The sequence below is a fragment of the Dokdonella koreensis DS-123 genome (assembly GCF_001632775.1).
Taxonomy (GTDB): Bacteria; Pseudomonadota; Gammaproteobacteria; order Xanthomonadales; family Rhodanobacteraceae; genus Dokdonella; species Dokdonella koreensis.
Genome location: NZ_CP015249.1, coordinates 2,415,361 through 2,430,799, shown reverse-complemented (window position 1 = coordinate 2,430,799; position 15,439 = coordinate 2,415,361). Strand labels below are relative to the sequence as shown.

Below are 15,439 nucleotides of genomic sequence, written 5' to 3'. Positions count from 1 at the left end.
TTCACATCAGCTACTTGGCGTCCGTTCGTGACGCCCGGGCGAGCACCTGTGCCGGGCTTTGTCTCCGATCCGCGACACTCGCGGCCGGCCAGTGCGCCACGCCTGGGATGGTTGACGGATGCGGCTCGATGCCGGCCGGTGCGGCGCGGGAACGCGGCCGCCGGGCCGCGACCGGCCCGGCAAGACCGGTGGGCCGGCGGCTACAGCAGGGCGTCGCGCACGCTGATGCCGAGCAGGGCGACGATCGAACGGGCCGCTTCGCGGCCGTCGAGTACCGCGCGGACCACCAGGTCGGCGCCGCGCACGTTGTCGCCGCCGGCGAAGACCTTCGGATGGGCGGTCTGGTACGGCAGGCCGGCCGCGCCGACCCGCAGGCGGCCATCGGCCTCGGTGGCGATGCCGAACGCGGCGAGCCAGTCCGGCGGACTCGGCAGGAAGCCGAACGACTGGATCACGATGTCGGCCGGCAGATCCTCCTCGCTGCCGGCGACCGGTTCCGGCCGCGCGCGGCCGTGGCGGTCGGCGATCAGGCGGGTCTCGGCGACGCGCACGCCGCGCACGCCGCCGGCATCGCCGAGGATTTCCAGCGGCTGGCGATTGAACCGGAATTGCACGCCCTCGTCGCGGGCGTTCTTCACTTCCTTGTGCGAGCCGGGCATGTTGGCTTCGTCGCGCCGGTAGACGCAGTCCACGCGCGCGGCGCCGAGCCGCACCGCGGTGCGTACGCAGTCCATCGCCGTGTCGCCGCCGCCGAGCACGACCACGCGCCGGCCGGTGAGGTCCGGCAGCCCATCGTCCGTGCGTGCGCTGCCGAGCAGGCGGCGCGCGTTGGCGATCAGGAAGTCCAGTGCGGCGTGCACGCCGGGCAGCTGCCGGCCGGGCAGTCCGGCGTCGACGTAGCGGTAGGCGCCGGTGCCGAGGAAGACCGCATCGTAGTCCGCGACCAGAGTCGCGAAGGCGAGGTCGCGGCCGATCTCGATGCCCAGGTTGAACTGCACGCCCAGGCCTTCGAGCACCTCGCGCCGCTGGCGCACGACCGATTTCTCGAGCTTGAACGGCGGAATGCCGAACGTCAGCAGCCCGCCGACCTCCTCGTAGCGGTCGAACACGTCCACCGCCACGCCGGCGCGGATCAGCCGGTCGGCGGCGGCCAGCCCGGCCGGCCCGGCACCGACGACGGCGACCCGCCGGCCGGTCGGTGCATTGGTGACGGCGGGACGCCAGCCGCGTTGCAGGGCCTCGTCGGTGACGACCCGCTCGATCGCGCCGATCGTCACCGCGCCGAAACCTTCCTCGAGCGTGCAGTCGCCCTCACACAGGCGATCCTGCGGGCAGACGCGGCCGCAGATCTCCGGCAGGGGATTGGTCTCGTGCATCAGGGCGGCGGCATCCTCGATGCGGCCTTCCTTGACCAGCTTGAGCCACTGCGGGATGCGGTTGCCGAGCGGGCAGGACCACGAGCAGTACGGGTTGCCGCAGTCGATGCAGCGCGACGCCTGATCGGCGGCGTCGCCGTTGGCGTAGCTGCCGTTGATCTCACCGAAGCCGACGATGCGCACCGGCACCGGCACCTCGCGCGGCAGCTCGCGGTGGAACTTGAGGAACGGGAAGGTCTTCTCGCTCATGCCGCGCGCCTCAGTTCCTCGGCCAGCGCGTCGAGGCTGGCGGCCTTGGGCTTCACCAGCCAGACCTTGTGCAGCATGTTGCGGAAGTCCTCCAGCAGCCGGCCGGCCCAGACGCTGTCGGTGGCCTGGGCATGGGCGCGGATCAGGTTGCGGACGTGCTGCATGTGGTTTTCCATGCCCTCCAGCGAGATCCGCACGATGTCGATGAGCTCGTGGTTGTAGCGGTCGACGAAGTCGCGCTCCAGGTCCAGGACGTAGGCGATGCCGCCGGTCATGCCGGCGCCGAAGTTCAGCCCGGTGCGGCCGAGCACGACGACGGTGCCGCCGGTCATGTACTCGCAGCCGTGGTCGCCGACGCCTTCCACCACCGCGATCGCGCCGGAGTTGCGGACCGCGAAGCGCTCGCCGGCACGGCCGGCCGCGTACAGCTCGCCGCCGGTCGCGCCGTACAGGCAGGTGTTGCCGATGATGCTGGCCTCCTGCGTGGCGTAGCGGACGTCGGCCGGCGGGCGCACGACGATGCGGCCGCCGGCCATGCCCTTGCCGACGCCGTCGTTGGCTTCGCCGTGCAGCACCAGGTGCACGCCGCCGGCGTTCCAGGCGCCGAAGCTCTGGCCGGCGGCGCCGTCGAGCTCGACCACGACCGGCGCGTCGGCCATGCCGGCGTCGCCCCAGGTGCGTGCGACCTCGCCGGAGAGGCGTGCGCCGACCGCGCGGTCGGTGTTGCCGACGGCGTAGCGCAGGCGCGTGCCGCTGCGTGCGGCGACCGCCGCCGCTGCGTCGCGGGCGATCGCCTCGACCAGGTCGCCGGGGCCGGGCACCAGCGGCCCGGCGGCGCAGGCACCCTGCATCGATTCGGCGAGCGCCGACCGCGCCAGCAGCGGCGAGAGGTCCAGCCGGCGCTGCTTGGCCGTGACGCCGTCGATCTGGCGCAGCAGCTCGGTGCGGCCGACGATCTCGCCGAGCGAATGCGCGCCGATGGCGGCCAGGATCGCGCGCACGTCGTCGGCGACGAAGCGGAAGAAGTTCTCGACCATCTCGGGCGCGCCGAGGAAGTGCTTGCGCCGCAGCACCTCGTTCTGCGTCGCGACGCCGGTCGCGCAGGAGTTCAGGTGGCAGATGCGCAGGAACTTGCAGCCGAGCGCGACCATCGGGCCGGTGCCGAAGCCGAACGAGTCGGCACCGAGGATCGCGGCCTTGACCACGTCCAGGCCGGTCTTGAGGCCGCCGTCGGTCTGCACGATCACGCGCTCGCGCAGGCCGTTGACGACCAGCGTCTGGTGCGTCTCGGCCAGGCCCAGCTCCCACGGCACGCCGGCGTAGCGGATCGACGTCAGCGGACTGGCGCCGGTGCCGCCGTCGTGTCCGGAGACGGTGACCAGGTCGGCACCGGCCTTGACGACGCCGGCGGCGATCGTGCCGACGCCGGCGTGCGAGACCAGCTTGACCGACACCAGCGCGCGCGGGTTGACCTCGCGCAGGTCGTGGATCAGCTCGGCCAGGTCCTCGATCGAATAGATGTCGTGGTGCGGCGGCGGCGAGATCAGGCCGATGCCCGGCTTGGCGTAGCGCAGGCGCGCGATCAGCGGATTGACCTTGTGTCCCGGCAGCTGGCCGCCTTCGCCCGGCTTGGCGCCCTGCGCGATCTTGATCTGCAGCACCTCGGCGTTGACCAGGTAGGCCGGCGTCACGCCGAACCGGCCGGAGGCGACCTGCTTGATCTTGGACATGCGCTCGGTGCCGTAGCGCGCCGGGTCCTCGCCGCCCTCGCCGGAATTGGAGCGGGCGCCGAGCCGGTTCATCGCGATCGCCAGCGCCTCGTGCGCTTCGGGCGAGAGCGCGCCGAGCGACATGCCGGCCGAGTCGAAGCGCTTGAGGATCCGGTCCGACGGCTCGACGTCCTCGCCGTCGGGCAGGGCGGTCAGGTCCTCGCGGAACGCCAGCAGGTCGCGCAGCGCCGACGGTGGCCGGCCGTTCACGGCGTCGGCATAGCGACGGTACAGTTCGGCGTCGCCGCTGCGCACCGCGGCCTGCAGGTTGCCGACGACCGCGGGGTTGTACATGTGGTACTCGCCGTCCGGCACCGCCTTGAGCAGGCCGCCGGGCGGCAGGGCGTAGTTGGGATCGCGGGCGGCGGCCAGCTGCACGCGGTACTCGGCCTCGATGTCGGCGAAGCCGGCGCCACCAATGCGGGACGGCGCGCCGGGGAAGCACAGGTCCACCACCTCGCGATCGAGGCCGACGATCTCGAACAGCTGCGCGCCGCGGTAGCCGGCGATCGTCGAGATGCCCATCTTCGAGAGGATCTTGAGCAGGCCCTTGCGGATGCCGCGCCGGTAGCTGCGGCCGATCTCCGACGGCGCCTCGCCCTCCAGGCCCCGGAGCTCGCCGCGGCGGTTCATGTCGAACAGCGTCTGGTAGGCCAGGTACGGATAGACCGCGGTCGCGCCGAAGCCGATCAGGCACGCGAAGTGATGCGCGTCGCGGGCGGTGCCGGTTTCCACCAGCAGGTTGCAGTCGCAGCGCAGCTGGCGGTCGATCAGGTGCGCATGCACCGCGCCGGTGGCCAGCAGCGCGTGGACCGGCAGCAGGCCGGGCGCCGGATAGCGGTCGGACAGCAGCACCAGCACGGCGCCGCCCCGCACGGCCGCTTCGGCATCGGCGCACAGCTGCTTCAGCGCCGCCTCCAGGCCGATGCGCTCGTCGTAGTAGAGGTCCAGCTTGACGTGGTGGTCGGCCACCTGCGGCAGTGCCAGGATCTGGCGCAGCTTGCGCTGCGAGAGCACCGGCGAGTTCAGTAGCACCTGGCGGGCGTTCTCCGGCGACGGATCGAAGATGTTGCGCTCCAGTCCGATCTGGGTGACCAGCGACATCACCAGCCGTTCGCGCAAGGGGTCGATCGGTGGATTGGTGACCTGGGCGAAGGCCTGGCGGAAGTACTCGTAGAGCGGGCGCGACTTCTGCGAGAGCACCGCGGCCGGGGTGTCGTCGCCCATCGAGCCGGTGGCCTCGGCCTCGTCCTCGGCCAGCGTCTTGAGCACGACGTCGCGCTCCTCGCGCGTCAGCGCGAACTGCTTCTGGAAGCGTGCCAGCATCTCCGGCGGGAACGGCTCGGCCGCCAGCGCCGGATCGATCAGGTAGGACTCCAGGTAGGTCACGCTCTCGCGCAGCCACTGCTTGAACGGCGCCCGGGTGCGGTTGACCGCGTCGATCGCCGCGTTGTCGAGCAGCCGGTGCTCGGTGAGGTCCACAGCCAGCATCTGGCCCGGGCCGATGCGCCCCTTGGCCACCACGCGCCGTTCGGGCAGGTCCCACAGGCCGGTTTCCGAGGCGACGATCAGGTGCCCGTCGTCGGCCAGCGTCCAGCGCGCCGGCCGCAGGCCGTTGCGGTCGAGCGTGCAGGCGGCGTAGCGGCCGTCGCACATCACCAGGCCCGCCGGGCCGTCCCAGGGTTCGGAATGCAGCGCGTAGTACTCGTAGAACGCTTCGAGGTCCTCGTCGATGCTGTCGCTGGCGTTCCACGCCGGCGGCACCAGGATGCGCATCGCGGCCAGCAGGTCGATGCCGCCGGCCAGCAGCACCTCGAGCATGTTGTCCAGGCTCTGCGAGTCCGAACCGTCGCTCGACACCAGCGGACCCAGGTCCGAGAAGTCGACCAGCGCCGAGCGCAGCCGCGCCTGGCGCGCGCCGGCCCAGCTGCGGTTGGCGCGGATCGTGTTGATCTCGCCGTTGTGCGCCAGCAGCCGGAACGGCTGGGCCAGCTTCCAGTTCGGCATCGTGTTGGTCGAGAAACGCTGGTGGAACACGACGCAGCTGGCGGCCAGGTCGGGCCGCTGCAGGTCAGGGAAGACCTCCTCGAGCCGGCCCGGCGCGGCCATCGCCTTGTAGCCGATCGTCGCCGCCGACAGGCTGACGACGTAGAACGTCGCGTCGTCGGCCAGTGCCGCCTCGGCCCGGCGCCGCGCACGGAACAGCGCGCGCTCGAAGCGCGCCTCGTCGAACGATGCGGGCGCGTCGGCGAAGACCTGGCGGATCCGCGGACGGTGCGCCAGGCCCAGCGGACCGCAGGGTGCGTCGGCGACCGGCACCTCGCGCCAGCCGGCGACGACGAGCCCCTCGGCCGCAAGGCAGGCATCGAGACAGGCGCAGGCGGCGGTGGCGCGTTCGGGATCGCGGTCGAGAAAGACCAGGCCGGCGGCGAACCGGGCTGCCGGCGCGATACCGGCCTCGGCGGCGAGCGCGCGCAGCCACGCCGTGGGCCGGTGGATCAGGATGCCGCTGCCGTCGCCGGTGATGCCGTCGCCGTTGACCCCGCCGCGATGGGCCATCTTCGCCAGCGCCGCATAGCCTTGCTCGACCAGCCAGCGGCTGGCGCGGCCCTCCACGTTCGCGACCAGGCCGAAGCCGCAGCTGTCGTGGTCGTAGGCGGGGTCGTACAGACCGCTGGAGCGTACACGTGTCATCTGGCGTTCGCGTCCCGTGAGCGTGGCGTGGGCATCGGTGCGATGCGGTTGCTGGCGTTCTGACTAGAGCACAGTTGGTGCATTGCGTCAAAGTCCGGCAAAAAGCCGAATAGCCATCCAAACGCGGCGGCGCCGCCGGGCTGCGGCAGGTTGACGCGGAGGCGGCCGCCTCCGCTCGCCTTGCGCCGGACGCGACGGCTGCTCTACGCTGGCCCGATCATTCGGGGAGATGACGATGCTCGCAGCCTTGGGCCATATCGGTTTCGGCCTGTTCGGCCTGTCCGTTCTCATCGCCATCGCCTGGCTGTTCTCGGCCAACCGGCGCGCGGTGAGCTGGCGGCTGGTGGCCACCGGCGTGATCCTGCAGATCGTGTTCGCCGCCCTGGTGCTGAAGGTGCCGCTCGGGCGCGAGGTGTTCCGGACGATCGCGACCGGCTTCGTCAGCCTGCTCGACTTCGTCCGGGTCGGCTCGGAGTTCATCTTCGGCGGCTTCATGGACGTGTCGAAGTTCGGCTTCGTCTTCGCGGTCCAGGTGCTGCCGACCATCATCTTCTTCGCGGCGCTGACCGGGGTGCTGTATCACCTCGGCGTGATGCAGCTGATCGTCAAGGGCATGGCCTGGCTGATCACCAAGGTCATGAACGTCTCCGGCGCCGAGACCACCAGCGTCTGCGCCAGCGTCTTCATCGGCCAGACCGAGGCGCCGCTGACGATCAAGCCGTACATCGAGCGGATGACCTCATCGGAGCTGATGACGGTCATGATCGGCGGCATGGCGCACATCGCTGGCTCGGTGATGGCGGCCTATGTCGGCCTGCTCGGCGGCGAGGACAAGGACCAGCAGCTGTTCTTCGCGACCCACCTGCTGACCGCCAGCATCATGGCGGCACCGGCGACGCTGATGATCGCCAAGATCCTGATGCCCGAGACGCAGGAGCCGCTGACCCGCGGCACCGTCAAGCTGGACGTCGAGAAGACCACCGCCAACGTGATCGATGCGGCGGCCACCGGTGCCGCCGACGGCCTGCGGCTCGCGCTCAACGTCGGCGCGATGCTGCTCGCGTTCATCGCGCTGATCGCGCTGCTGAACGCGCCGTTCCAGTGGCTGGGCGCCCACGGCTGGGGCGACGGCGGCTCGATCAATGCCTGGCTGACGGCGCAGGCCGGCCGCGAGGTGGAGCTGTCGCTGCAGACGCTGTTCGGCTGGATCCTCGCGCCGCTCGCCTGGCTGATCGGGGTGCCGTGGCAGGATGCCACCCTGGTCGGCAGCTTCATCGGCCAGAAGGTCGTCATCAACGAGTTCGTCGCCTACGTGGACATGGCCCGGCACCTGCCGGAGATGACCGAGCAGGGACGCCTGGTGGCGACCTATGCGCTGTGCGGCTTCGCGAACTTCTCGTCGATCGCGATCCAGATCGGCGGCATCGGCGGCCTGGCGCCGAACCGGCGCACGGACCTGGCGCGTTTCGGCCTGAAGGCCGTGCTCGGCGGTTCGCTGGCGACCTTCATGACCGCGACGATCGCCGGCGTGCTCAGCCACCTCTGAGCGGCCGCCGGCGTCATCCGCGGCTCAGCGCGGCGCTGGCTCGAAGCCGTCGGCGAAGATCAGCGGGTCCCGCACGCGGACGGTCATCTGCGCGATGTCGATGCCGCCATGGCCATCGTCGACGCGCACCCGCACGACAGCGTCTCCGATGCTGGTGAACGCAGCGCTGGCGGTGGCCGCGCTGCCGTCGTCGAACGCGCCGTCGTCGTCCAGGTCCCAGGCGAAGGTCAGCGTGTCCTTGGCGTCCGCGTCGACGCTGTTGGCCGCCGTGAACGCGATCGTGCGCGGAGCGCCGTCGTAGGTCTGGCCGGCGTCGAGCGCGATCGCCGCTGCCGGCGCGAGATTGGGCTGCTCCGGGTCGGCATGGTAGGCGACGCGCGTCAGCCGGCCCTCGCCGACGTTGACGAAGAACAGGTCGCCGCCCGGACCGGTCAGCAGGTCGACCGCCAGGCTGCTGCCGCCGTCGGCGAAGAGGGCGGCGGTGCCGTCGGCCGGGGCGTCCGGCAGGCCGTCGCCGTCGGTGTCCTTGATGACGCGGATGCGGTTGGCGTTGTAGTCGGCGAAGAACAGCGCGCCGGCGTAGTCGGCCGGATAGCGCGTGCCGGTGTAGAACGCCAGCCCGCTGATCGCGTTGCTGCCGGTGTGTGCGTAGGTGTACCACGGTGGCGAGACCGGCGTGCGCCCGCCGCTGTCGCCGTCGGCATAGAGCGCGGTGCACAGCGAACGTCCGGCATAGAGGCCGTTGTGCAGGCGGCCCTCGAAGCAGGGCCAGCCGAAGTTGTACAGCTGCGCGTCCGCGCCGACCGCGGGGATGACGTTGATCTCTTCCCAGGTGTTGGCGCCGACGTCGCCGATCCAGATCTCGCTGGTACCGGGGCGGATCGTGAAACGGAACGGATTGCGCAGGCCGTAGGCGACGATGCGCGCGGCCTGGGCATCGACGCCGCGCGGCGCGGCAGCGGGGTTGCCCGGCGCCGCGGCACCGGTGGCCGGGTCGATGCGGATGATCGTGCCGTTGAGCCAGAGCCGGTCCGTGTACTGCTCGGCGACCTCCATGCCCTGCGCGCGCAGGGCGCCCCCCTGATTGGCCGGCGAGCGCCGGTCGGGCCAGGCCGGATTGCCGTGCTGGCCCCAGTCACCCCAGTTGTAGCTGGCGCCGTCGCCGCCGCCGGCATAGAGATAGCCGTCGGCGCCGAAGCGCACGCTGCCGATCGAGTGGCTGGGGAACTGCTGGTACCAGTCCTCGACCAGCAGCGTGGTCGCGACCACCTTGCCGTTCTCCACGGTCAGGCGGGCGAGGCGGCCGGACACGACGCAGCCGCCGCCTTGCGTGGTCGCGCCCGGCGGGGTCGGGCAGTTCGTGGCCGGCCAGCGTGGCGGCGCGTCGTCGAACAGGCCGCCGTTGTGCGTGTAGAGCACGTACAGGTACGGGCGCTCCGGGAAGTGCGGGTCCAGGTCCATGCCGAGCAGGCCGCGGTCGTGGTAGTCGTGCACGTCCGGACCCAGGTCGGTGACGCGCTCGGCCGTGGTGTCGAGCAGGTTGTCGAAGACCAGGATCCGGCCGCTCTTCTCCGCCACGTAGATGCGCCCGTCGTGCGCGAAGCGTGCCTGGGTCGGCGCGCTCAGGCCGGTCAACGGATGGCTCTGCCGGAAACCGGCCGGGTAGGTCTGGGCGAAGGCGAGCGCCGGCGACAGCGCCAGTGCGAGGGCGGCGAACGATCGGGACGTCATCGGCGGGCTTCCGGTCAGGGCGAGCCGATTCTCGCGCCAAGACGCCGGCGGCGAAAGCGCGCCGGCCTGGACGAGGGCGCCGGGATGTCCAGGCGGCGGACCGTGCCCCGCGTGCGCAACGCGGGCCGACGCCACCGGAGAAGGCCTCCGGCGGCTACTGCGCGCGCGGCGGGTCGAGCAGCGCCTGGACCACCGCCAGCGGCGCCCGCCGCATCGGACGGTCGTCCACGCGGTCGAGGGGCGCGTGATGCAGGCGCGACAGCGGCAGGATCGTCAGGTCGATCGGTGCATCGCCGGCGTCGAAGCGGACGGCAGGGCAGTCTTCGCTGTGATTCGGATCCAGGCGCAGGCGCCGTTGCCGCTCGCGGTAGTCGATGCCGCGCTCGGCCAGCCGTACCAGCACGGCGGCCGGATCGTCGGCGTGCAGGTGGAGGCACACGGCCGAGTGCGCGTCGGCCGTGCCTTCGAGCACGGGCCCGACCAGCCGCGGCTCGAAATCCGCGAAGAAGCGCATGGCCTCGGTCGCGGCCTCGCGCAGGCGGCGCAGGTGCAGGGGCTGGGAGTCCGCCTGGAACAGGCGCTGATGCTCGCGCAGCGCGTCCTCGACCTCGCGGTTGGTCGGCAGCGACGATTCCTCGCCGACACCGAGCCGGGCGCCGGCCTTGAGCTTGGCCTGCCGGAAGTCGCGCATGCCGCCTTCGGCGATCAGGCGGGCGGCTTCCACGGCGATCGTGCGCCACAGCGCGCTGCGGGGGTCTGCCGGGCCGCGGACGCGATCTCGATGGGCCATCACGAAAACCCCAGGTTGCCGGTCACGCTAGAAGACGTCGTAGGCCTCGCGCTGCCGGTCGGCGTTCTCCTCGACCGGCCGTATCTGGGTGGCCAGGCGCGAGACGTCCTCGCTGCGCAGCACTTCGAGGATCGCATCCGGATCGGCTGCCGACGCCAGCGCGCCCGAGGCGCGGTCCACGCGGACGGTGACGACCCCGGCCGGCATGTCGAACGGCTGCTCGGGAACCTCCTGCAGGGCGGCCCGCATGAAGTCCATCCAGACCGGCAGCGCCACCCTCGCACCGAATTCGCCGCGTCCGAGCGAGCTGAAGTCGTCGAACCCGGTCCAGGCGGCGGCGACCACCTTGGCGTTGAAGCCGGCGAACCAGGCGTCGCGGTGCTCGTTGGTGGTGCCGGTCTTGCCGGCCAGGTCCTGGCGCTTGAGCGACATCGCGGCCGAGCCGGTGCCGCGGCGGATCACGTCGCGCATCATCGAGGTGATCAGGTAGCTGTTGCGGACGTCGATCGTGCGCGGCGCATAGCGCGGCTCGACCGTCGCGACCGGGGCCGGCGCCGCGTGCGCGCTGCCGATGGCGGCCAGGGCTGCCGCCGGTGCCGGCGCCGGCACGGCTGCCGTCGCCGCCGTACCGGCGCCCGTGTCCGGGCAGTCGGCGCAGGCCAGCGCCGGATTGGCGCGATAGACGACCACGCCGTCGCGGTCGACGATCTCGCGGACGAAGTAGGGATCGATCAGGAAGCCGCCGTTGGCGAAGACCGCATAGCCGCGCGCCATGTCGAGCGGCGCGACGGCGGCGGTGCCGAGCGCCATCGACAGGTTCTCCGGCAGCTGCGAGAGGTTGAAGCCGAAGCGGGTGAAGTACTCGCGCGCGTAGCGGACGCCGATCGCGTCGAGCAGCCGCACCGAGACCAGGTTGATCGAGCGCGTGAGCGCCTCGCGCAGGCGCACCGGTCCGCGGAAGCTGTCGTCGTCGTTCTTCGGCGCCCACAGGCCGTTCGGGCGCGAGGGGTCGGGGAAGACCAGCGGCGCGTCGTTGACGACCGAGGCCGGCGTGAATCCGTGCTCGAACGCCGCCGAATAGATGAACGGCTTGAAGCTCGAGCCGGGCTGGCGTGCGCTTTGCGTGGCACGGTTGAACTTGCTGCGCTGGAAGCTCAGCCCGCCGGTCAGCGCCAGGATCGCGCCGTCGCCCGGATCGAGCGCGACCAGCGCGCCTTGCGCCTTGGGCAACTGCGAGAGCGCCCAGCCTTTCTCGTCGTCGGGCGCCAGCCGCACGATGTCGCCGGCCGTGACGACCGTATCGACGCGCTTGGGGGCGGCGCCGCGGCTGTTCTCGTTGATGTAGGGGCGGGCCCAGGCCACCGCTTCGAGATCGAGGGTCGCGGTCTCGTCCTTGCCGAGGTAGACGGTGGCGTGCGTGGCGTCGGCGGCCGTGACGAGGCCGGGGGTGAGGCCGGCGATGGCGCGGTAGCCGATCAGGTGCTGGTCCCATTCGGTCTTGCCCGCGCCCGGTTCCAGCTCGACGTGCGCCTCGGCACCCCGCCAGCCGTGGCGGCGGTCGTAGGCGAACAGCGAGTCGTGCAGCCCGCGGTTGGCGGCCTCCTGCGCCTGCGACTTCAGCGTGGTGTGGACGCTGTAGCCGCCGGTCAGGGCGTCGTTGCCGAGCTGCTCGATCGCCTGCAGGCGCACCATTTCGGCCAGGTACGGCGCTTCCAGCTCGATCGGCGGCTCGTGCGGGTAGGACAGGTCCGGTTCCTTGTCCGCGGCCGCGAACGCGGCCTGGTCGATGAAGCGGTTCTCCAGCATCCGCTGCAGCACGTAGGTGCGCCGGATCAGCGCGCGCGGCCGGTTGGCGATCGGATTGCCGGTGGACGGGAACTTGGGGATCGAGGCCAGCATCGCGCATTCGGCCAGGCTCAGCTGGTCGAGCGTCTTGCCGTAGTAGAACTCGGCCGCCGCGGCGACGCCGTAGGCGCGATTGCCGAAGAAACTCTTGTTGAGATAGAGGCCGAGGATCTCGTCCTTCTCGAGCGTGTTCTCGATCCGGATCGCCAGGAACATCTCCGATATCTTGCGCGTGAAGCTGACTTCCGAGCTCAGGAAGAAGTTGCGCGCCACCTGCTGGGTGATCGTGCTGCCGCCCGGCACGTGCTTGCTGCCGGTGGTCACCATCAGCCAGACGGCACGGGAGATGCCGCCGAAGTCGATGCCGCGGTGCCGGTAGAAGTCGGCATCCTCGGCCGCCACGAAGGCCTGCTTGAGGCGGTCGGGCACCTCCTCGATCCGCGCCGGGATCCGGCGCGTCTCGCCGAAGGTCGCGATCAGGCGGCCGTCGGCCGAGTAGACGCGCAGCGGCACCTGCAGGCGGACGTCACGCAGGGTGTCCACCGACGGGAGGCGCGGGGCGATCAGCCAATAGGTCACGCCGATCGCCAGGGCCCCGAACAAGGCTCCAGTCAACGCGAGGTAGATGCCGTAACGGAGCAGACGATAAAGGATTTTCATTCCAGAAACATGCAGATGTGAAGCCAGTCAAGGTTGCCGGCTCGGCAAACGGAGTATAGATCGTCACCCCCGGCGCCGACAGGCGGGAGGCCCCGGGAGCGCCGGTACCTTGAAAATGCCTGCGAATTGCCACGGAATCGACGGTTTCGTTAAGTCGTGGTTGCCAATTCGTAAGAGCTCCGATTTAATGTAGAGGCGCATCTTTTGCTCGTAAGGGCGCGTACGAAGGGGAAAAGCGTGGGCTTGTTCACTGCGAAAACACCGGCCCTGATCGGTGTGGACATCAGTTCGACCGCGGTCAAGTTGCTACAGCTGGGGCAGGTTGGGGGACGTTATCGCGTAGAGCACTACGCGGTCGAGCCGCTGCCGCCCAACGCCGTCGTCGAAAAGAACATCGTCGAGGTCGAGGCGGTCGGGGAAGCCCTGCGCCGCGCGCTGAACCGTTCAGGCGCCAAGACGCGCAGCGCGGCGGCCGCCGTCGCGGGGTCCGCGGTGATCACCAAGATCATCCCGATGCCGGCCGACCTCAGCGAAGACGACATGGAAGCGCAGATCCAGGTCGAGGCCAACCAGTACATTCCGTACCCGATCGAGGAGGTCAGCCTCGATTTCGAGGTGGTCGGCCCGGTCAAGGACAACCCGGACATGGTCAATGTCCTGCTGGCCGCCTCGCGGACCGAGAACGTCGACCTGCGCGTGGCCGCGCTCGACCTCGGCGGCCTGAGCGCCCGGGTGATGGACGTGGAGGCGTTCGCGATGGAGAACGCCTATCGCCTGATCACCGACCAGCTCTCCGTATCCAAGGATGCCGTGGTCGCCGTCGTCGACGTCGGCGCGACGATGACGACCCTGATCGTGCTGCGCAACCAGCGCACGATCTATTCGCGCGAGCAGGTCTTCGGCGGCAAGCAGCTGACCGACGAGGTCATGCGCCGCTACGGCCTTTCCTATGAGGAAGCGGGCCTCGCCAAGCGCCAGGGCGGCCTGCCCGAGTCCTACGAGGTCGAGGTGCTGGAACCGTTCAAGGAGGCGATGGTCCAGCAGATCAGCCGCCTGCTGCAGTTCTTCTTCGCCGGCAGCGAGTACAGCCGCGTCGACCAGGTGGTGCTGGCCGGGGGATGCGCGTCGATCGCCGGCGTCTCGGACCTGATCGAGGAACAGCTCGGCGTGCCGTGCGTGGTCGCCAACCCGTTGTCGAACATGGCGCTGTCCAACCGGGTCCAGGCGCAGGCGCTGGCCCAGGACGCGCCGGCCCTGATGATCGCTTGCGGCCTCGCCCTGAGGAGCTTCGACTGATGGCAAGAATCAATCTCCTCCCCTGGCGCAGCGAACGGCGCAAGCAGCGCGAGCGCGAGTTCTACGCGCTGCTCGGTTTCACTGCCCTCGCCGGCGCGCTGGCGGTGCTGCTGTGGTTCCTGATGATGGGAGCCCGGATCGACAACCAGAATGCGCGCAACAGCCGCCTGCAGACCGAGATCAAGAAGCTCGACGAGCAGATTAAGGAGATCGAGGAGCTGGACCGCACGCGGTCGCGGCTGCTGACGCGCAAGAACGCGATCGAGCAGCTGCAGGCCAACCGCTCGCAGATGGTCCACCTGTTCGACGAGATCGTTAAGACGATTCCCGACGGCACCCGCCTGACCGGCCTCAAACAGTCCGGCGACATGCTCACGCTCGAAGGCAACGCCGAATCGAACGCCCGCGTCGCCAGCTACATGCGCAACATCGACAAGTCGCCGTGGATGGGGCGCAGCGACCTCAAGAAGATCGAGAACAAGGCCGGGACGAAGGAGATCGTCGACGTCCGCCTGCCGAACGTGTTCTCGCTGAACGTCAAGCTGCTCAAGGCTGGCGACCAGAAGCCCGAGGGCCAGGACGGCGCCGCGCCGGCCGAAGGCGCGGCACCCGCCGCCGATGCCGCGGCCGCTGCACAGCCCAAGGCCGACCTGGGAACCCAGCTCGAGAACGCCGCCGGCCAGCTGGTCGAGGCCAAGAAGGCAGCCGCGGAGCCGGTACCGGCCGCAGCGCCCAAGGCAGCCGGCAAGGAGGGCGGGCAATGAGCATCATCGACGACATCCGCAACCTCGACACCAACAACGTCGGCGGCTGGCCCAAGCCGGTCAAGACGCTGTTCGCCGTGCTGCTGATCGCGCTGATCGTGCTCGGTGGCTGGTGGTTCCTGATCCGCCCGCAACAGGAGGACCTCGAACGGCTGGCCAGCAAGGAGGTCACGCTGAAGGCGGACTTCGCCAAGAAGCAGTCCCGCGTGGTCAACCTGCCGGCCCTGCGCAAGCAGCTCGAGGACATGAACGAGATCCTGCGGCAGATGCTGCGCCAGCTGCCGAGCAAGACCGACATGCCCGACCTCCTGGTCGACATCTCACAGACGGCGCTGGCGGCCGGCATCGAGACCGAGCTGTTCGAGCCGGGCGGCGAGAAGATCCTGCCCGAGGACTTCTACGCCGAGAAGCCGATCCGGCTGAAGATGATCGGTTCGTACCACCAGTTCGGCACGTTCATCAGCGGCGTCGCCTCGCTGCCGCGCGTGGTCATCCTGACGCTCCACGACGTCTCGCTGAAGCCGGCGGAGCGATCGGCCGGCCAGCCGGCACGGCCGGGCAACCAACTGGTGCTCGAAGGCACCGTCAAGACCTATCGCTACGTCGACGACGACGAAGCGGCCGCGATCAGCCAGGCCGAGGCCGCCAAGGCCGCCGCTGCCGGCGGTCGCAAGCCGCCGCCGCCGAAGGCCGCGCCCAAGCCCGCGGGGGGGAAGTGA

Annotated in this window: 9 protein-coding genes; 4 read left to right on the top strand and 5 right to left on the bottom strand. The window is 70.4% G+C overall.

Translation table 11 applies throughout. The annotated features are described in order from the left end of the window. Positions 1-200 precede the first annotated feature (200 nt). Positions 201-1,625: an FAD-dependent oxidoreductase gene (locus I596_RS09880; protein WP_067647147.1), complete on the bottom strand. Its 1,425-nt coding sequence runs from the start codon at positions 1,623-1,625 to the stop codon at positions 201-203. Then, complete coding sequence (gltB, locus tag I596_RS09875) at positions 1,622-6,088, bottom strand: glutamate synthase large subunit (RefSeq protein ID WP_067647144.1); 4,467 nt, start codon at positions 6,086-6,088, stop codon at positions 1,622-1,624. Before gltB ends, I596_RS09880 begins: the two co-directional genes overlap by 4 nt. 235 nt (positions 6,089-6,323) lie before the next feature. Between gltB and I596_RS09870 the strand changes: the two genes are divergently transcribed. Beyond that, a complete protein-coding gene (locus I596_RS09870; protein WP_067651718.1) occupies positions 6,324-7,634 on the top strand; it encodes a NupC/NupG family nucleoside CNT transporter in 1,311 nt (436 codons plus the stop codon). 24 nt (positions 7,635-7,658) lie between these two features. Here the strand turns inward: I596_RS09870 and I596_RS09865 are convergent, their stop codons facing one another. From I596_RS09865 to I596_RS09855, 3 genes are all read right to left on the bottom strand, one after another. Next, the gene (locus I596_RS09865; RefSeq protein ID WP_067647142.1) at positions 7,659-9,365 is read right to left on the bottom strand and encodes a PQQ-dependent sugar dehydrogenase; all 1,707 of its coding nucleotides are present in this window, start codon (positions 9,363-9,365) and stop codon (positions 7,659-7,661) included. Between the two features lie 154 nt (positions 9,366-9,519). Beyond that, positions 9,520-10,155 carry a hypothetical protein gene (locus I596_RS09860; protein WP_067647139.1) on the bottom strand — a complete coding sequence of 212 codons (636 nt, stop codon included), beginning with the start codon at positions 10,153-10,155 and terminating at the stop codon, positions 9,520-9,522. Between the two features lie 27 nt (positions 10,156-10,182). Beyond that, positions 10,183-12,660 carry a penicillin-binding protein 1A gene (locus I596_RS09855; protein WP_067647136.1) on the bottom strand — a complete coding sequence of 826 codons (2,478 nt, stop codon included), beginning with the start codon at positions 12,658-12,660 and terminating at the stop codon, positions 10,183-10,185. Between the two features lie 237 nt (positions 12,661-12,897). Between I596_RS09855 and I596_RS09850 the strand changes: the two genes are divergently transcribed. From I596_RS09850 to I596_RS09840, 3 genes are read left to right on the top strand one after another with little or no spacing between them, the layout of a single operon-like run. Next, positions 12,898-13,956, top strand: coding sequence for a pilus assembly protein PilM (locus tag I596_RS09850; protein WP_067647133.1), 1,059 nt, complete (start codon positions 12,898-12,900; stop codon positions 13,954-13,956). After that, the gene (locus tag I596_RS09845; RefSeq protein WP_067647130.1) at positions 13,956-14,720 is read left to right on the top strand and encodes a PilN domain-containing protein; all 765 of its coding nucleotides are present in this window, start codon (positions 13,956-13,958) and stop codon (positions 14,718-14,720) included. The genes I596_RS09850 and I596_RS09845 overlap by 1 nt, the downstream gene beginning before the upstream one ends. After that, positions 14,717-15,439, top strand: a complete 723-nt coding sequence (locus tag I596_RS09840) for a type IV pilus inner membrane component PilO (RefSeq protein WP_067647128.1) — start codon at positions 14,717-14,719, stop codon at positions 15,437-15,439. The genes I596_RS09845 and I596_RS09840 overlap by 4 nt, the downstream gene beginning before the upstream one ends.